The sequence below is a fragment of the Kocuria arenosa genome (assembly GCF_042879215.1).
Classification (GTDB): Bacteria; Actinomycetota; Actinomycetes; order Actinomycetales; family Micrococcaceae; genus Kocuria; species Kocuria arenosa.
This window is the reverse complement of the sequence record NZ_JBHZTA010000018.1, coordinates 14,347-31,363: the sequence shown is the minus strand read 5'-3', so window position 1 is coordinate 31,363 and position 17,017 is coordinate 14,347. Positions and strand designations below refer to the sequence as shown.

Here is a 17,017-nt window from a genome sequence, read left to right as displayed (position 1 = left end):
AAGTCTCCGGCTCTTCCCACGCTAGGAGCCTGGTCCGTCGATGGCAATGGGCGGCTCGTCATGACCGTGGCCCACTTGCCACCCGTTCCGTTCGCGGGATTCCGGGAGGAGGGCGCTTGCCGTTCCCTCGCGGTCATTGCTATGCCGGTGGCCAGTAGTTCCGGGGGACAGCGACGCCGGCTTCCATGCCGGCTGCGGCCTTGATCCACTGCCGATCCGCGTCGATGAGCGTGATCGACGCTACGGGCACCTTGAAGATCACCCGGACCAGGGCCACGATGCGATCGAAGCGTTCCTCAGGGGCCGTGTCGAGCAGACCCAGCTCGTGCAGGGCCGCCAAACGCGCGGCCTCCGCAGCGTCTGGGAACGGTGCGTCAGCCAACGGCTTGTCGGGTTCCGATGGCCGGGCAACAGAATCCATCACGACGACTGTACGGACTCGTCCCCGCCCACGAGACCGGCGCATCAGCCCTTGACAACACGGTCATGGTCTCCGGCGACCGACCTGCCGGGCGATCTGGCGGATGAGGATCAGTTCGGCTCCGGTGGCCAGCAGCGCCGATCCTACGAGCGGGCCGGCGGCCGCTGCGCGGAGCGCCCGGACCGTTGTCGGTTCAGGTGTGCGGAGACCACCATGGCGCCGTGGCTGGCGAGGATCCCGCCGGCCCACAGGGCTTGCCCGTCGAAGGCGTCGCGGGCATCGGAGTACAGGCTCAGCCCGACCGTCGTCGCCGGGTCCTCGGGCAGCGGCAGCCGGTAGGCCAGGAGGCTGGCCACCCCGAGTCGCTGGCTCACTCGGGTGCCGAATCGCGGCCACCTGGGTTCCTGGGGCAGGTTGGAGATCAGGTGGACGGTACCTGCCAGGTTTGCCTCCACGCCCGGGCCGGAGGCGAGTTCGTGCTGGAGGGCATCGGCTTGCTGGGCCACCGGGGCGGTGGCCACCAGGGTGCGGAACTGCCCTTCCCGCAGCACGGTGACACTGGCCCACCGGGCGCCGGGGAGATAGTCCACAGCGGCCTGGGCTACGGCGGCCACCGCGGCGCCACCGGAGAGCGTGTGCAGTCGTTGGTTCAGTCCGGTCAGTACCCGGTTGATCTCGGTGACCTGGACTGAGGAGTTGCTCATTGGGAAGAGGGGACTGCTCATGCTGACCTCCAAAGGGTGTGAATGGTTCGGGGCCGCGTCAGTGGTCCCACCACCGGTGTCATGGGACGGGCACCCCGCTCCTGGAGAAGTGGAGGCAACGGTGACGCGCCCGTGCAGACACGTCCTCCGATCCAGGTGCCGTGCAGGGGGAGGGGCCGCCGATCCCATGGCCGCGATGTCCCGCCTGCGGCGGTACCGGTTCCGCCGCGGGAGTGCCTCGCCGACGTGCTGTGAGAGCTCTGGCGCGCCGGTCAATGGCACCAGGCCGGGTTTCCTCTTCGGCCACTGGGGTCGGTGCCCGCCGTAGTGAAGGGCATCAGAACGTAAGGCTCTGCCCCGGTCGGGTGGGCGGTACTTCCACTCATATCGACAGTTCGGAGCGAACCCCTGCGCGGATGGGTGGTTTCAGCGAGATGTTCACCCCGGGCAGACTCTGCTTTACATATGGCCGGCTACCGGCCACTGCCTAGGAGAACGATGCTGCAGTTGGCGTTTCCCTGTGGACCACCTTTGTATCGGCGTCTCTAGGATTTGCTCATGTTGACCGCTTAAGTCGGGACTGCCATTTCCCCTGCTGTGTCATTTCCGCTGGGGCGGAGATCCAGCCGTAGACGGCTTGTCCTGCTCCTCGTGCATGAGGGACAAATCGGCGGGGATGGGGTGGCATCGTATTCCTGACCGGCTGGTCGTGAAATACGTATTTCTACGGATGTGGTCTGCGCCACAGGCGCTTAGATTCTGGTGGCATCCGTCGATGCCGAGACGCGGCGCGGGGGAGAAGGGAGCCAGATCATGACCGAGACCGCAATCATCCGGCCTGTTGTCCCGCCGCCGTCGGTGGCGGAGTCCGGCCCGCACGCCGCCGAGGTGGCGGCACCGCTGACCGAGCAGGCGCGGGCCATCCGCGACGGTGAGCTGAGCAGCCGGGAACTCACGCAGATGTACCTGGAGCGCATTGAGGCGCTCGACAAGGCTGAGACGCTCAACGCTTTCCTGCTCTCGCGCGGCGATGAGGTGCTGGCGGAGGCCGCCCGGATGGATGAGCTGCAGGCCTCCGGGGAGATCGCCGGGTCGTTGCACGGTATTCCGCTGGGCATCAAGGACGCCCTATTCACGGCCGGCACGCGCACCACGGGCGGTACGGCCGTCTTCAAGGACTTCGTCCCGACCGAGGACGCCACCGCGGTGCGTCTTCTCAAGGAGGCCGGTGCGCTGGTGCTGGGGAAGACGAATCTGCACGAGTGCGGGTTCGGGATCACCAGCAACAACCCGCACTTCGGGTCGGTGCGCAACCCGTATGACCCGCTGCGTATCCCGGGAGGGTCCAGTGGCGGTTCGGGGGCGGCGGTGTCCGCGCGGTTGTGCTCGGGTGCGATCGGCACTGACACCGGGGGGTCGGTGCGTATCCCGGCGGCTCTGTGCGGGGTGGTGGGGTTGAAGCCGACGCTGGGGCGTGCCAGCCGCGGGCGGATGTTCGGGTTGTCATGGAGCTATGACGTCCTGGGCCCGATCACCCGCACGGTGGCCGATGCCGCCGCGTTGTTGCGGGTCGTGGCCTCCGGTCCGGACCCGCTGGATTCGTTCGCAGCCGATGACCCCTCCGGGGCGAAGCTTCCGGAGGCCATCGAGGAGGCCGGTGTGAGTCTGCGGGGAGTGCGGATCGGTATTCCCGAGGGGTATTTCGCCGAGGACAACGCTCCGGACGTGGATCGGGTGCTGGCGGATAACTATCGGCGGCTGGAGGAGGCCGGGGCGATTCTCGTGCCGGTGACGATCAAGGACGTCGAGCAGGCCACGCACACCGGGTTCATGACGGTCATCCCCGAAGACGTCGTGCTGACCGAGGAGGCGCTGCGCGCAGCGGGCGTGGGCGGCGGTCTGGTGGCGCACCTGGACTCTTTCGGTGCCGATGTGCGTGCGGCACTGGGCAGTCAGATCGGCCCCGAAGCGCAACCTGTTCCCGCGTTCGCCTACGCCGAAGCAATGTCGCGCACCGTGCCGGCGATTCGGCGAGGCTTCGCCGAGGCCCTTGCCGGCGTCGACGTGCTGCTGACGGCCACGACACCGGCGACCGCGGTTCCGATCGCCGAGGACATCACGATGCAGCACAACGGCCGCAGCGTCGACACCTTCGAGACCTTCATCCGCTACGCCTTCTGCCTCTCGGTGGCAGGTCTTCCTGCGATCTCGGTGCCTGGCGGTGTGGGGGAGACTGGTCTGCCGGTGGGGTTGCAGCTCGTCGGGGCGCCGTGGAGTGAAGCCCGCCTCGTGGAGATCGCCCTGGCTTATGAGCGTCTGGTGGCCCGGTCCTGAGTCCTCGACTGACTCGTGATCGGGAGGAGATGGACGTACTCGGCCAGCCGGCCTGCGCGGGTGGGGTCTCAGCCGAGTAGCCGTAGGCCTTCTGCTTCCGTCCGAGCCGCGCATCCTGCGCGGCTCGGACGGCCCAGTTTGCGCAGGATGTGCTCGACGTGGGTCGTGACGGTGCGCACGCTGAGCCCCAGGCGTGAGGCGATCTCGGCGTTGCTCAGACCGTCCGCAATCAAGGTGAGGACGTGCAGCTCCCGGCGCGTCAGCCCCTCGGGCGGGCCACCAGGTTCTGCCGTCACGACAACCACATCCGGTTGGGACAGGGAGACGTCTTCGCTGCGGGTCATCACCACACGCCACCACTGGCTGTCGTGCCAGACGTAACCGGAGCGAGCCACCGCTTCAGTGCTCAACAGGCTGATCGCGGCCTGGGTCAGATTGGGCACTTCGTGGCTCAGGCGGGCCGCGGCGGTGTCCAGGGGGCGGGTGTCCCCATCGGCGGTGACGACCATTGCCAGGGTGGACGGCGCACCCCGGGCGCGGAAAAGGCGCATGCGGCCCTGGTCGTCGACGATTCGCGCGAGCATCGGGGCGAGAGCGGAGAGGAAGACTCGCCGTTCATCATCGATACCGGCTGGATCACGCTGGCTGATGACCAGCATGCCGGCTTGGGTGGTAGTGCCGCTGCGACGCAGGACCGCGGTGGCCCCTTCCGCGAAACCGGCCGGTCGCAGGATCTCGCGGTAGGTGGGGAGGTCGTGAAAGTCGAAGGGGTAGTCGCGCATGCGCATCGGTATCGGGGAATCTAGGGACACCCCGTAGCTGGGACAGGCCAGATAGTCGGAGTTGGCGAAGGACGCCACCCGGTTGTCGTACCCCACCTGGGCCAGACGGCGATGCACGCCGCGGACCGGGTCGTAGGCCGAGAGCATCGCCGCGTCGAAAGGAATGATGCGCCGCAGACCGCGAAGCACCTCGTCGACACCTGCCGCCCCGAGCAAGACCGCCGAGACGACCTCGCCCAGCTCAGCCGTCGCACGGAGCTCTGCTGAGAGTTCAAGGACAGCCTGCTCTGCAACTGGTTGAGCCTCGTTCGCTGAATTCACATGACCCTCCTGGCCGTATCGGCCGCGCTGATGGTTCGTCGGTGACTCATGATCGGAAAACGTCGCCGTGGGTGGACATGATGCCACCCGGGATCGCAGCTCACTAGGGTGGGAGCATGGTCAAGATCTTCAGCTCAGGTGCTGGGCGGTTGCGGCAGGGGAAGCCGGCCGCCAGCTCCCTCGATGCGCCCGCGACACCCCAGCCCGAGGAGAAACAGATGGCCCCCGCGACCTTCGACGAGCTGCTCACCCGCCAGGTGGGCCACGAGTTCGCCGCCTCCCACCAGTACATCGCGGTGGCGGTCTGGTTCGACAGCCAGGACCTCCCGCAGCTGGCCCGGCACTTCTACCGGCAGTCGTTGGAGGAGCGCAACCACGCCATGATGATCGTCCAGTACATCCTGGACCGGGACCTCCCGCTGACCATCCCGGGGGTCGGTGAGGTGCGCAACGACTTCGCCGACGTCGGCGAGCCCCTGGCCCTGGCGCTGTCCCAGGAGCAGGAGGTCACCGAGCAGATCAAGGCGCTGTTCGCCGCCGCCCGGGCCGAGGGCGACCCGTTGGGGGAGCAGTTCATGCTCTGGTTCCTGAAGGAGCAGGTCGAGGAGGTCGCCTCGATGACCACCCTGGTGAACATCGCGCGCCGGGCGGAGAACCTCTTCGACATCGAGAACTACCTGGCCCGCGAGCAGGTCGGTGACGGCGGCCACCACGGCGGTCATGGCCGGGACTCCGGGATGCCGGAGGTCGCCGGCGGAACCGTCTGACCCGAAGAGAGAACGGCGCGCAAACAGGGGCGCTGACGGGCGGACGGCGTCGCAGGAGAACCCCTGCGCGCGCTGGCTTTACAGATGGCGGATTAGCGGCTGGCTCCGGCGCGATGACCGCTAGGTGAACCGTGGACTCCTCGAGTCAGGCGCCGCTCTTCCGCAGTTCGACCGAGTACTGTCCATGCCGAGCATCTGAGTTGCCGACCGGTCCAGGTCGGGTTGATCTGTGAGATCAGGTGAGGACGACGACGTAGGTGCCCAGAGAGCCCAGGACAACCGTGGCCGCGGTGAGGCTAAGTACCCCCAGAACGTCGGCGGCGACGCGATCGGTGGTGATCCCGGTGGAGCTGCGGGCGTAGCGGGTCCGTTGGGTGAGATAGATCGCCGTGCCGGTGATGACGGCCACGGCGAAGAGCGTCAGGACGAAAGCCCCGTGGTGGGAAATCCAGCGCAGGCAGATGGCGGCGACGGTGATCAGTGCCAGCACGGTACGTCCCCAAGCCAGTGCGGTTCGTTCGGGCTGCAGACCAGGGTCGTCGTGCGCCGGACCCGGTGTCCGGGTGCTCGGTAGCTGTCGGGAGGAGCGGCTCATCGACTGGCCTCGGTCAGGTCTGCAGGACGAACACGATTAGGGCCCCGGAGGCGATGGCCCCGCCGATGCCTAGCAGAGGAGCGATCAGTGGCAGCGGCAGGGGTGCTTGGCGCCGCAGGCTGCGTTCCACGCCCACCCAGCGCCAGGCGGCGCCGGCACTGATGAGCACCCCGAGCAGCAGCAGGATCACCGCCAGGAAGGTGCGCATCGGCTCGGGGAAGAGGTCCTCCGTGAAGGCTTCCACCGCGATGCCACCGGCCAGGAAGGCCAGGGAGGTGCGGATCCAGGCGAGGAAGGTGCGTTCATTGGCCAGGGTGAACCGCGGGTCCGGTTCGGTTCCACCGCCCAGCATGCGCGCCGAGAGGCGGCTGCGGTCTTGCGCGGGCATGGACTCATTCATGGGGTGCCTCCAGGGCCGCCCACGGGTGCCGCACCGGACACGACGTCCGTGCCTGTGGGGTCGGCAGAATGCTCCGGAGCATCAGGGCGTACCGGCCAGCGGCGTCAGGCGCAGGGGCATGCGGGCGAAGCCGCGCAGCACGTTGTGGATCCACGGGGAGGGGTCGCCGGTGAGCTCGATCCGGTCCACGCGCTTGGCCAGCGCCTGCAGGACGAGCTCGATCTCGATCCGGGCGATGGGCTGGCCCACGCACTGGTGCAGTCCCATGCCGAAGGCCACATGGCCGGAGGCGCTGCGGTCGAGGTCGAAGACGTCAGCGTCCTCGCCCCACTTGCGGGGGTCCCGGTTGGCGGCCCCCATGAACAGCAGGATCTTCGAGTCCGCGGGGATCCGAACGCCTCCGATCTCGGTGTCGATCGTGGAGGTGCGGTGGAACATCTGGAACGGGGACTCGACACGCAGCGCTTCGTCGACGGCGAACTTGGCCAGCTTCGGGTTGGCTTTGAGCTTCTCCCACTGCTCGGGGTGCCGAGCAAGGCTGTAGAGCGTGTTCCCGATGCCGAAGATCGTGGTGTCCACCCCTGCAGAGAGTAGGGCGCGCACCAGCAGGGTGGCCTGTTCAGGGGCGATGCGCCCCTCCTCGGCGACCTTCCAGATGTCGGCGCCCAGGCCGGTGATCGATAGGTTCTCGCGGGCGCAGCTGTCCATGATCCACGCAGCGACCTTCTCGCCCTCGGTGAAAGCCTCGGCCCTGATCTCGTTGTCCGCGCCGAAGGCGTTGAACGCCATCGCACCGTAGGGGAGCAGGTTCTCCCGGCCTCCTGGGCGCAGGCCCACCGCGTCGGGGAACACCTTCAGAGGGTAGGGCTCGGCGATGTCCTTGATGCCGTCGACATCCCCCTGGGCCACCACCCGCTCGGCCAGTTCCTCCGCGAAGGGGGTGAACTGCTCCCGCAGCCGGCGCATGGTGGACGGGGAGATGACCCCGGCCAGGCCCCGGCGCATCACGGTGTGCGTGGGCGGGTCGGACTCCAGGATCGAGGGCGGGCGCCACTCGGGTTCCTTGCGGATGTCCTTAGGGCCGAGGCCACCACTGGAGCAGTAGGACTCGAAGTCGGTGAGGATCTCGTAGACCCACTCGTAGCGGGTCACGGCGTAGCAGCCGTACTTCTCCAGCCACACCACGGGTCCGGCTTCCCGAAGCTTCTCGTGCAACGGGTAAGGATTCGAGATGTTCTCGACAGAGAAGGGGTCGTCGGGCAGGGACACGGCTTCATGCCTCGTGGCGGTGACAGTCATGGTGGCTCCTGTGGCGGGTCGGTGGTTCAGAGTTCGAGGGTGAGCTTGCGGCACCCGGCCGCGGCGCGAGAGACGCAGATCATCATGGCGTCGCCCGAATGCTTCTCCTCCTCGTTGAGGATCGCGTCCCGGTGCTCGACCTCCCCTGCCACCACTCGGGTTTCGCAGGTGCCGCACACTCCGGCGCGGCAGGAGGAGAGCACACGAACCCCGTGTTCTTCCACCACCTCCAGGATGGTGCGGTCCGTGGGCACGGTGACGGTCTTGCCCGTGTCGGTCAGCTCCACCTCGAAGGGCTCGGCGCTGGCCCCGGCGTCGAGGTTGGCCGCGACGAAGCGCTCCAGGTGCAGGGCACCGGGGGGCCAGCCCATGCAGTAGTCCTCGATCACGCGCAGCAACGGGTTGGGCCCGCACGCGTAGACCAGCATCTTCGCCCGGGGAAGGGCCAGCAGACCCTCCAGGTCGATCCGCCCCACCTCGTCCTCCGGGTAGAGCAGGACGCGGTCCCCGTAGGTGGCCACGAGCTCATCGGCGAAGGCCATCGAGGCCCGGCTGCGTCCGCCGTAGGCCAGGCGCCACTCGCGGCCGGCCGCTTCTGCGGCCTCGATCATCGGCAGGATCGGAGTGATGCCGATGCCACCGGCCACGAACAGGTACTTACGGGAGTCGACGTAGGGGAAGTTGTTGCGGGGCCCATTGATGTGGACCGTGTCGCCCTCTGCCAGAGTCTCGTGCACGTAGGCGGAACCACCACGGGAGTCGCGGGTGCGCAGTACTGACACCTGGATCCGGCTGCGGTCGGCCAGCGGCGAGCACAGGGAGTACTGGCGCATGTGGTGGGGCAGGATCAGATCGATGTGCGAGCCCGGTTCCCACTGCGGGAAGTCGGAACCGTCGGGCATTCGCAGGGTCACTCGGCGAACGCCCTCGGCCACGGTCTCGAGCTTCTCGACGAGGACTTCTTCGACCTCGTGCCGGTAGCCGTTCGTGGTCTGGCTCCCGAGGACGGGGGTGGGAACGGTGTTCACGGTGGTCATGGTCCCTCTGCTCAGGCGGTCACGGACAGCGAAGCGGCCACCGTGCGGTGAGCGCTTAAGCCGCCGTCGACGCAGACGTCGGTGCCATTGATCCAGGCAGCCTCGGGGCTAACCAGGAAACCGATGGCGTGTGCGATGTCGGCCGGCTGCCCGGCCCGGCCCAGCAGAGCGACGGCACCCTCGACCTTGTCGCGACCGTGGTCCATCTTGAAGTCCTCCAGGATGGGGGTCTGGACGGGGCCGGGGCTGACCGAGACGACGCGCGCTTTCCCCAAGGAAGAAGCGGCCGCCTCCAGACTCAGCCAGCGGACACACTCCTTGGAGAACCGGTAGGAGTTGCCGGTGACCTCCGGATCCGCACCGGCCAGCTCCAGTGCCGCCTCCCGGTTCTCGACGGAGGTGAACGCGATGATCTGCTCGCGGCGCCCGGCCCAGCCGCTGGCCACGTTGGAGGCCAGATTGACGACCACACCGCCTCGGACGAGCTTGGGCAGCAGGGCCCGGGTCAGATCCCGGACACCGAAGACGTTGACGGACAGCACCAGGCGCCACGGGGCGGTGCCGGGAACACCGGCGATGTTGAGCAGTCCGTTGATCCCCTCCGGGATCTGGCCGGCCGCCGCGGCCACACCCCCAGCCGTGGAGAGGTCCGCCTGGACGAAGGCCCCCGGGAAGTCCGCGGCCGTGTTGCGATCCACACCGATCACCTCCGCGCCGGCATCGCACAGAAGGGCTGCGGTGGCAGCACCGATACCGGAGGCGGCGCCGGTGACAACGAATGTCTGTCCGTCGAGGGTCATGGACGTGGTCCTTCCAGAAGTGTGGCCCCCGCACGCTCGGGGGATCCTTCGCATGCGGTTCGGCTGGTTCGACTCCACTATGTGGCCTGGCGCACTCCCGGATCATCTCTCCTTTTCACTGGGTGGAAGATGGCGTGTGTCCGGTCATAGGGGGGCTCGAAGCTAGAAACAGGGGAAGTCCGTCCACCGACCGGTAGACGCTCCCAGAACATGAGCGAGAAGGAGATCCGGTGCCTGCCACCTACGAAGTCATCGACCCGGCCACGCTGGACCCTGTCGGAGAAGTTCCGTTGCATCAGCCTGCGGACGTCGAGCGGGCCATTGCCGCCGCGGCCGCGGTCGCCCGCCCCTGGGCCGCGGATCGTGAAGCCCGCCGGTCGGCGCTGCGCCAGGCCTCCGAGGCGGTGCTGGCCGAGGCCGAAGACCTCGGCCGGATCCTGTCGCTGGAGCAGGGCAAGGTCTGGGCCGAGGCCACCCAGGAGTTCAAGGTCGCAGCCGGGCTGCTGCGCCACTACGCCGACCTCGACTGGGACCTCGTGGAGACGCTGCCCGTCCGCGGCGACCGCTCCGTCCAGGTCCAGTACGCCCCCGTGGGGCTGGTCGGTGCCATCACGCCCTGGAACTTCCCGATCTCCCTGCTGGCGGTGAAGCTGGCTCCGGCGCTGGTGGCCGGATGCACCGTGATCGCCAAGCCCTCCCCATCCACCCCGATGTCCACCCGGGCGCTGGCCGGAGTGCTCAACCGGTTCCTGCCCGAGCACGTGCTGCAGGTCGTCACCGGCCGCGGTGTCCTCTCCAAGGCGCTGTCCGAAATGCCGGGGGTGCGGAAGATTTCTTTCACCGGGTCCACGGAGATCGGGGCCGCCATCATGGCCCAGGCCGCACCCACCGTGAAGAAGGTGACGCTGGAGCTGGGCGGCAATGATCCGGCGATCGTGCTGCCGGATGCGGACCTCGAGTTCACGGCGCGTCGGATCGCCGGCTCCGCCTTCCGCAACGCCGGCCAGGTGTGCATGGCGGTCAAGCGGGTCTACGTCCCGCGCGCCCAATCGGCGGCGCTGACGGAGGCCCTCGTGGAAGCCGTCTCCGCGCTGCGGATCGGCCACGGCGTGGCCGAAGGCACCACCATGGGTCCGATGCACACCAGCGGACAGCAGCAATTGGTGAAGGACTACGTGGCGCGAGCCGTGGCCGAAGGCGGGCGCATCGCCCACGGCGGAGACCACGGCACGGACCTGCCGGGATACTTCCTGGAGCCCACCGTCGTCGCCGACGCCCCGCACTCCACGGATCTGGTGGCGTGCGAGCAGTTCGGTGCGGCGCTGCCGGTCGTGGCCTACGACGACCTGGACGCCACCGTGGAGGAGCTCAACGCCCAGGAGTTCGGCCTGGGCGCCTCGGTCTGGTCCCCGGACCTGGAACGAGCCCACGAGGTGGCCTCCCGGCTGGAGGTCGGCACGGCGTGGATCAACCAGCACACCGTCGTGGAACTGGACGCCCCGTTCGGAGGGTGGAAAGGCTCCGGGCTGGGACGTGAGCGCGGCCGGTGGGGGCTGGGGGAGTACCTGGAGCCCCGCACCGTCAACGCCCGCCCGCACACCGGCTGACACCGGTCGCACGGACGACGAAGGGGCCCCGCACCGTTCCCGGTGCGGGGCCCCTTTGTCGGCCCAGATGAGGCAAGGCCGCTCAGGCCTCGATGCCCAGCCGGAGGCGTTGCTTCTGCTGGTTGACGAACGCCAGGGCGAGCACGCCGAAGGTCACCAGCAGGATGGCGGTGACCTGGAAGGCCAGCCGGTACCCGTCGGCCGGGGTGGTGGCTCCACCGATCAGGAAACCGCCGATCGCCGGGGCGAACACGCCGCCGGTGGTGAGCACGGCGTTGGCCACATTGAGGTGCCCACCGCGCTGGGAGATCGTGGTGAGCTCGCCCACGATGAGGTAGGTGATGGCGAACATGGCCGGGGCAGTGCCGAAACCGATGCTCATCAGCGCCACCCCGAGGACCGGGGAGGAGACGAACGTGGAGGCCAGCAGTGCGGTGCCGGCGCCGGCCCCGGCCAGACCCAGGGTCCAGCCGCGCGAACGGCGGCTGGGCACGCCCCTCTGGTCCATGCGCTGGATCAGGATGCTCAGGCCGATCGTGGCGACGACGCCCCACGCGGCCGGCAGGGCGATGAGAGAGCCGGCCTGCTGCCCACTGAAACCCATGACGTTCTGGAAGTACGCCGGGCCCCAGGACATGGCCAAGGTGAAGGTCCAGTAGGCGAAGAACGATGCCATGACGGCGAAGATCCACGTCGGGTTCAGGATGCTGCGGAAGAAGGGAACCTTCTCCTCATTGACCCGGGAGGCCCCGGGGGCGGAGACCGCGATCTCGGTGCCCTCGATCTCTCGCTCGGCCGCCAGGGAGGTGTACGGCCCTTCCTTGCCGAGGATCATCCACGCTGCGCACCACAGCACGCCCACCACGGCTAAAATGACGAACGCCGTGCGCCACCCGTGCTGAGCAATTACCCAGGCGAGCACCGGAGCGAACGCGACAATGCCCAGCGTCACGCCGGAGGAGGCCACCGCCGCCGGGGTCGCCCCCTTCTTCGAGGGGAACCACTTGTAGACCGCGTGCATGAGCACCGGAGCGAGCGGACCCTCACCGGCACCCAGCGCCAGCCGGGACACCCACAGCGCCGGCAGGGTGGCGAAGACCACCACCGGCATCACCGACAGCGACCAGATCAGGCACAGCACCAGCAGGATGGTCTTCGCCCTGAACTTGTTGGCCAGCGGGGCCGCAACCAGCTGGGCCAACCCAAAGGTGAGGAACATGGCGCTGGCGACCAGACCGAACTGCTCCGGGGTGATGTTCAGCTCCTCCATCAACGGCACCGCGGCCAGACCCAGAACAGCCTTGTCTGCCCAGCTGAGCATCATGAGGAACAGCAGCATGAAGGTCAGCATCCAGGCGTAGCGGGAACGCTTCTTGCTGCTCCAGTGCCGCGGGTCCTTGGGATCGATGCCCGATCCCCGAGGGGCCGGTTGGGCGGAGTGGGGTACGGCGGTGGTGGTCATGGCGGTGGTCTCCCGTCGTGCACCCTCAGAGAGTGCGGGCCGTGGTGAAGTGTCTCAGCGAATGTAGGAGCCTGTGAACTGGAGCACATAGGACGTTTTCCGACCAGTGAAAATCACGCGTTCTCCCGACCAGGACGCTCGGGCAGAGTAAAACCACTTCACCTGCCTGCCTGTGCAGGCCGCGTCCGATCGGAAGGCCCTCCCATGACTGACCGCGTTGCCCTCGACGCCCCCCTCGACCAGGCCCGCGGGCTGCACGTGGTCACGCTCGGAACCGCCGCCGGCCCCGCGATCCGCTCCGAGTGCCCCGGCATCGCGACCGCCATCGTCGTGGACGGCCGGTTCTACCTGGTGGACTTCGGTCTCGGCGTCACCCGGGCCGCCCACGCGGCGGGCCTGCGCGGGGAGAACCTGAAGGCCTGCTTCGTGACCCACCTGCACTCGGACCACGTGGCCGAGATCCCCGCCTACCTGCTGTGGAACTGGGGCCGGCCGGTGCAGGGCTTCACCGAACCGGTGCAGATCCTCGGTCCCGGCCCGGCTGATCCCCGAGCCGGGACGGTTGGGACCGCGGGTCTCGTGGAGCACGTGCTGCAGGCCTACTCCTACGACATCGACGTCCGAATCGTCGACGAGGGACGTCCGCCACTGTATGACCTCGTGCAGGTCGAGGAGATCGAGCTGCCGGCCACCGCGGCGGGGGCGGACGGGGAGCACACCCCGCAGATGGACCCGTTCATGGTCTATGAGGACGAGTTCGTGCGGGTGAGCGCCATCCTCGTGGAGCACCCGCCGATCTTCCCGGCCTTTGCCTTCCGCTTCGACACCGCCTACGGGTCCGTGGTGGTCTCCGGGGACACGACAGAGAGCCTGAACACCTCCAAGCTGGCCAGCGGCGCGGACCTGTTGGTGCACGAGGCCGTCAACCTCGACTTCTACCGGGCTCGGGACTTCGGACCGGAGTTCCTCAATCACCAGGAGATCTCGCACACCACCCCTGCCGGTGTGGGTCGAGTGGCCACCCGGGCCGGGGCTACCAGGGTGGTGCTGTCCCACCTGGCCGGTGTCGCTACCGACGCGGAGTGGACCGCTGGTGTCGCGACCGAGTACGCCGGGCCCGTGAGCGTGGCACGTCCGGGGGAGGTCTACACCGTTGTGCCTGCCGAAGCCCCCGCCACCAGTCCCGCCTGACTCGCCGGGCGGGGGGTCAGGCGGGGATGCCCAGTGAACGGGTGATCGCTGCGGACGCCACCTGCAGTGCAGGAACGATGCGCTGAGCGTCCTTGATCCTCGCCAGGGTGACGATGCCCAGAGCAGCGAGCACGCCGCCTTCCACGTCACGGATCGGCACCGCCAGTCCGTGCGCGCCGGGGGAGTGCTCCCCGTCCGTCGTCGCGTACCCCCGCGCACGCACCGAGGCCAACTCCTGTTCCAGCTGAGGGACGTCCACGATGCTGCGTGAGGTCTCCCGCACGAGCGCCTGGGTGCAGGTCTCCCACAGCTCGGCGGGCCCGTAGGCCAGCAGCACTTTCCCGCCGGCGCTGGTGTGCAACGGCAGCTTGTCCCCGGGGCGAGCGATCGGGGCGCCGACATGAGTGCCGGCGATCCGGTCCAGCAGCAGCGCCTCTGTCCCGTCCAGCACGAAGAGGTTGACGACCTGGCGCGTGGCGAAGAGAACATCTTGCATATAAGGAGCCGCCACCTGGCGGAGCCCTCGTTGGATCGGGGCGAGCATCCCCAGCTTGGCCAGGCGAGGACCCACCGTGTACGTGCCGTCCGGTTGACGGCTTACCGCTCCCCACCCGGACAGCTCCTTCAAGAGGCGGTGACAGGTGGCGACCGGGATTCCGCTGCGCCGGGAGATCTGGGACAGGCTCTGCCGGGTGTGCGTGGGATCGAAAGATCCCAGGACATCCAGAACTCGAGAAGTCACGGAACGCCCCGGGGTGGTCGCGTTACCGGCCATGGTTCCCTCTTCCACTGGGTGGAAATTTGAAGCTACTCTACTGCGGTTCCTCTTCACAATGAGCCGTATGGATCTGCAGACCGTCACCGACGCCGTCGCCGCCGTGGCAGTCCCGCTGTTCGCGGTCACCAGCATGGTTGCGGTGGGTTTGGGGCACACGGTCCGGCAGTTCCTCACACCCCTCCGAGATGCGCGGCTGGTGCTGGCGGGGCTGGCGGCCAACTTCGTGATCGCCCCGGCCGTGGCCGTCGCCGTCATCACCGTCTTCGGCATCCCGCAGGAGGCCCGCATCGGCCTGATGGTACTGGCCTGCGCCGCGGGGGCGCCCTTCGTGCTCAAACTCTCAAAGCTCGCCCGCGCAGACATGGCCGTGTCTTCGTCGCTGCTGGCGGTCATGCTGCTGGCCACCATCGGCTACATGCCTGTCGCGCTGCCCGTGCTGCTCCCCGGTGTCGAAGTCGCCCCGGGTGCCATTGCTTCTGTGCTGCTGTTGACCATGTTCTTGCCCCTGGTTGGGGCGGTACTGCTGCGTCAATTCACCCCGACGGCCGCGCGCTTGGCGCAAGGGCACGTCGGGCGATTGAGCCTCGTAGCCATGGTCGTGATGCTGGCCAACCAGTTTGTTGCCGATCACCGGGAACTCGCCGGGCTGATCGGCACCGGCACCATCGTGGCGATTCTCGCGTTCATCGGCTTGAACTTCGGCTTCGGATGGATTCTGGGTGCATGGAAGACAGGGGGTGGGGCTGTCCTGGGCATCTCGGCATCCCAGCGGAACATGGGCGCTGCCACCGTGGTGGTGGTCGCCAACTTCGAGGACTCCCTGGCCGTACCGACGGTGGTACTGGCCGGCTTCCTTGCCCTGATCGTGCTCATCCCCGTGGCCCGATGGCTCGGTCGCGGTCCCGACCCGCAGATCGGCAAAGCACTCCCCACTTACTGAGCGATCGGCTCGCGCTCGTACACGTTCGGGGTGGAGGTCCGGGAACAGGGGCGGTCCCTCAACCCAAGGAACCCCGAAGGGAAGGTTTGTAGGTATGCGAACACTGTGAAATTCCGTTGACCAATACAACTGTGGCTCGCTCACAAAGCGTTGCAACGCTGAAGCCAACCCCACCCATTCAACTAGGAGTAGTCATGAGCGCACAGCGCACTGTTCTCACCACGCCGGTCGGCATCGTCGGGGGTGGCCCGGCCGGGCTGATGCTCGCCCACCTGCTCGGCCGCGCCGGCATCGACAGCATCGTCGTCGAGAAGCGGGACAAGGACACCATTTACAACACCCACCGGGCCGGGATCTTGGAAGCTGACACCGTACGGATGCTCACCGAGACCGGGGTCGAGGGCCGGGTCCTGACCGAGGGCCACGAGCACGAGGGCACCGTCCTGCGCCTTCAAGGTGAAAGCCACCGCATCGACTTCCAAAAGCACGTGGGCCAGTCAGTGTGGCTTTACCCGCAGAACGAGGTGTTCTGGGACCTCGCTAGCGCCCGGGAACGCGACGGTGGAGACATCCGCTGGTCGGTCACCGACACCGAAATCCTGGACCTGACCACCGGCACCCCGAAGATCCGCTTCACCGACGCAGCGGGCGAGGACTTCGAGATCCACTGCGAGGTTCTCGTCGGCGCCGACGGCTCCCAAGGCATCTGCAAATGGGCCATCCCGCAGGAGGAGCGCACCGACAACTTCATCGAGTACCCCTTCGCCTGGTTCGGCATCCTCGCCGAGGCCCCGCCTAGCGCCCCGGAGCTCATCTACTCCAACTCCGACCACGGCTTCGCTCTCATCTCCCAGCGCAGCGACACGGTGCAGCGCATGTACTTCCAGTGCGACCCGAACGAGGACGTCGAGGCCTGGGACGAGGAGCGTATCTGGGCCGAGCTGCAGCGCCGCGTCGACGGTCCCGACGGGTTCACGCTCAAGCGCGGGCCGATCTTCGAGAAGACCGTGTTGAAGTTCCGCTCCTACGTCTGCGAGCCGTTGCGCTACGGCAACCTTTTCCTCGTCGGTGACGCCGGGCACACCGTCCCCCCGACCGGGGCGAAGGGCCTGAACCTGGCCTTCTGCGACGTGCGCGTGCTCGCGCCGGCGCTCGTGGAGTTCTTCCGCTCCGGCGACGGCGCGGGGCTGGTCGGGTACTCGGCCACGGCGCTGGAGCGCGTGTGGAAGGCGCAGAACTTCTCCTACTGGGCCACCCAGCTCATGCACACCCAGCCGGGGGAGAACCCTTTCAACCAGAAGCGCCGGCGCGGCGAGTTCAAGGCGATCACCGGCTCCGATCGCGGGGCAGCCTACTTCGCTGAGTCCTACACCGGCTGGCCCAGCACCAGCTCACAGCACCGTCAGGACATATCAACGGGCGAGCCCGCCGCCGCCGTTCGGTGACGTTCAGTTGTGGAGCGACCAAAGCCGGGTGCTTTGGAAGAGCGGGGAACACTTTAACTGGGTCTGTCTACCCATTGGGACTGCCGCGCGATCAGGTGTTATCTGACCTGGCTTGCTCCAGGGGCGGCTCACAG

General features: G+C 67.8%; 16 protein-coding genes. 6 read left to right on the top strand and 10 right to left on the bottom strand.

The features are described from left to right. Positions 1–139 precede the first annotated feature (139 nt). Entirely contained in the window at positions 140–421 is a 282-nt protein-coding gene (locus tag ACFYE3_RS18155; RefSeq protein WP_387611593.1) for a hypothetical protein, read from the bottom strand. 143 nt (positions 422–564) lie between these two features. Further along, positions 565–1,125, bottom strand: coding sequence for a hypothetical protein (locus tag ACFYE3_RS18150; RefSeq protein ID WP_387611591.1), 561 nt, complete (start codon positions 1,123–1,125; stop codon positions 565–567). An 813-nt stretch (positions 1,126–1,938) separates the two neighbouring features. Between ACFYE3_RS18150 and ACFYE3_RS18145 the strand changes: the two genes are divergently transcribed. Continuing rightward, positions 1,939–3,459 carry an amidase gene (locus tag ACFYE3_RS18145; protein ID WP_387611588.1) on the top strand — a complete coding sequence of 507 codons (1,521 nt, stop codon included), beginning with the start codon at positions 1,939–1,941 and terminating at the stop codon, positions 3,457–3,459. A gap of 68 nt (positions 3,460–3,527) precedes the next feature. Here the strand turns inward: ACFYE3_RS18145 and ACFYE3_RS18140 are convergent, their stop codons facing one another. Next, positions 3,528–4,562, bottom strand: coding sequence for a helix-turn-helix transcriptional regulator (locus ACFYE3_RS18140; RefSeq protein WP_387611586.1), 1,035 nt, complete (start codon positions 4,560–4,562; stop codon positions 3,528–3,530). Positions 4,563–4,780: 218 nt separating this feature from the next. On the opposite strand from ACFYE3_RS18140, the gene ACFYE3_RS18135 reads away from it, so the two are divergent. Beyond that, entirely contained in the window at positions 4,781–5,329 is a 549-nt protein-coding gene (locus ACFYE3_RS18135) for a ferritin (protein ID WP_387611583.1), read from the top strand. Positions 5,330–5,564: 235 nt separating this feature from the next. Here the strand turns inward: ACFYE3_RS18135 and ACFYE3_RS18130 are convergent, their stop codons facing one another. The 5 genes from ACFYE3_RS18130 to ACFYE3_RS18110 all read right to left on the bottom strand — a co-directional run bounded on the left by ACFYE3_RS18130 (position 5,565) and on the right by ACFYE3_RS18110 (position 9,460). Then, on the bottom strand, positions 5,565–5,924 hold the full coding sequence (locus tag ACFYE3_RS18130; protein ID WP_387611581.1) for a DUF202 domain-containing protein: 360 nt from the start codon (positions 5,922–5,924) through the stop codon (positions 5,565–5,567). Between the two features lie 13 nt (positions 5,925–5,937). Then, complete coding sequence (locus ACFYE3_RS18125) at positions 5,938–6,312, bottom strand: YidH family protein (RefSeq protein WP_387611578.1); 375 nt, start codon at positions 6,310–6,312, stop codon at positions 5,938–5,940. 93 nt (positions 6,313–6,405) lie between these two features. Next, entirely contained in the window at positions 6,406–7,623 is a 1,218-nt protein-coding gene (locus ACFYE3_RS18120) for a cytochrome P450 (protein ID WP_387611575.1), read from the bottom strand. A 26-nt stretch (positions 7,624–7,649) separates the two neighbouring features. Continuing rightward, positions 7,650–8,660: a PDR/VanB family oxidoreductase gene (locus ACFYE3_RS18115; RefSeq protein ID WP_387611572.1), complete on the bottom strand. Its 1,011-nt coding sequence runs from the start codon at positions 8,658–8,660 to the stop codon at positions 7,650–7,652. Positions 8,661–8,671: 11 nt separating this feature from the next. Next, the gene (locus ACFYE3_RS18110) at positions 8,672–9,460 is read right to left on the bottom strand and encodes an SDR family oxidoreductase (protein ID WP_387611570.1); all 789 of its coding nucleotides are present in this window, start codon (positions 9,458–9,460) and stop codon (positions 8,672–8,674) included. A 230-nt stretch (positions 9,461–9,690) separates the two neighbouring features. On the opposite strand from ACFYE3_RS18110, the gene ACFYE3_RS18105 reads away from it, so the two are divergent. Further along, a complete protein-coding gene (locus tag ACFYE3_RS18105; RefSeq protein ID WP_387611567.1) occupies positions 9,691–11,067 on the top strand; it encodes an aldehyde dehydrogenase family protein in 1,377 nt (458 codons plus the stop codon). 82 nt (positions 11,068–11,149) lie between these two features. Here the strand turns inward: ACFYE3_RS18105 and ACFYE3_RS18100 are convergent, their stop codons facing one another. Beyond that, positions 11,150–12,529, bottom strand: a complete 1,380-nt coding sequence (locus ACFYE3_RS18100; protein ID WP_387611565.1) for an MFS transporter — start codon at positions 12,527–12,529, stop codon at positions 11,150–11,152. A gap of 204 nt (positions 12,530–12,733) precedes the next feature. On the opposite strand from ACFYE3_RS18100, the gene ACFYE3_RS18095 reads away from it, so the two are divergent. Continuing rightward, entirely contained in the window at positions 12,734–13,720 is a 987-nt protein-coding gene (locus ACFYE3_RS18095) for an MBL fold metallo-hydrolase (protein WP_387611562.1), read from the top strand. Positions 13,721–13,736: 16 nt separating this feature from the next. Here the strand turns inward: ACFYE3_RS18095 and ACFYE3_RS19105 are convergent, their stop codons facing one another. Continuing rightward, a complete protein-coding gene (locus ACFYE3_RS19105) occupies positions 13,737–14,495 on the bottom strand; it encodes an IclR family transcriptional regulator (protein ID WP_449274661.1) in 759 nt (252 codons plus the stop codon). A gap of 67 nt (positions 14,496–14,562) precedes the next feature. On the opposite strand from ACFYE3_RS19105, the gene ACFYE3_RS18080 reads away from it, so the two are divergent. Both ACFYE3_RS18080 and ACFYE3_RS18075 read left to right on the top strand, forming a co-directional pair. Beyond that, the gene (locus ACFYE3_RS18080) at positions 14,563–15,438 is read left to right on the top strand and encodes a bile acid:sodium symporter family protein (protein WP_387611559.1); all 876 of its coding nucleotides are present in this window, start codon (positions 14,563–14,565) and stop codon (positions 15,436–15,438) included. A 194-nt stretch (positions 15,439–15,632) separates the two neighbouring features. Continuing rightward, positions 15,633–16,883 carry a 4-hydroxybenzoate 3-monooxygenase gene (locus ACFYE3_RS18075; RefSeq protein ID WP_387611557.1) on the top strand — a complete coding sequence of 417 codons (1,251 nt, stop codon included), beginning with the start codon at positions 15,633–15,635 and terminating at the stop codon, positions 16,881–16,883. The last annotated feature ends 134 nt before the right edge of the window (positions 16,884–17,017 follow it).

Coding starts and splice junctions, on each gene's coding strand:
- ACFYE3_RS18155 (WP_387611593.1), bottom strand. CDS start 421: ATGGATTCTGTTGCCCGGCCATCGGAACCCGACAAGCCGTTGGCTGAC.
- ACFYE3_RS18150 (WP_387611591.1), bottom strand. CDS start 1,125: ATGAGCAACTCCTCAGTCCAGGTCACCGAGATCAACCGGGTACTGACC.
- ACFYE3_RS18145 (WP_387611588.1), top strand. CDS start 1,939: ATGACCGAGACCGCAATCATCCGGCCTGTTGTCCCGCCGCCGTCGGTG.
- ACFYE3_RS18135 (WP_387611583.1), top strand. CDS start 4,781: ATGGCCCCCGCGACCTTCGACGAGCTGCTCACCCGCCAGGTGGGCCAC.
- ACFYE3_RS18130 (WP_387611581.1), bottom strand. CDS start 5,924: ATGAGCCGCTCCTCCCGACAGCTACCGAGCACCCGGACACCGGGTCCG.
- ACFYE3_RS18125 (WP_387611578.1), bottom strand. CDS start 6,312: ATGCCCGCGCAAGACCGCAGCCGCCTCTCGGCGCGCATGCTGGGCGGT.
- ACFYE3_RS18120 (WP_387611575.1), bottom strand. CDS start 7,623: ATGACTGTCACCGCCACGAGGCATGAAGCCGTGTCCCTGCCCGACGAC.
- ACFYE3_RS18115 (WP_387611572.1), bottom strand. CDS start 8,660: ATGACCACCGTGAACACCGTTCCCACCCCCGTCCTCGGGAGCCAGACC.
- ACFYE3_RS18110 (WP_387611570.1), bottom strand. CDS start 9,460: ATGACCCTCGACGGACAGACATTCGTTGTCACCGGCGCCGCCTCCGGT.
- ACFYE3_RS18100 (WP_387611565.1), bottom strand. CDS start 12,529: ATGACCACCACCGCCGTACCCCACTCCGCCCAACCGGCCCCTCGGGGA.
- ACFYE3_RS18095 (WP_387611562.1), top strand. CDS start 12,734: ATGACTGACCGCGTTGCCCTCGACGCCCCCCTCGACCAGGCCCGCGGG.
- ACFYE3_RS19105 (WP_449274661.1), bottom strand. CDS start 14,495: ATGGCCGGTAACGCGACCACCCCGGGGCGTTCCGTGACTTCTCGAGTT.
- ACFYE3_RS18080 (WP_387611559.1), top strand. CDS start 14,563: ATGGATCTGCAGACCGTCACCGACGCCGTCGCCGCCGTGGCAGTCCCG.
- ACFYE3_RS18075 (WP_387611557.1), top strand. CDS start 15,633: ATGAGCGCACAGCGCACTGTTCTCACCACGCCGGTCGGCATCGTCGGG.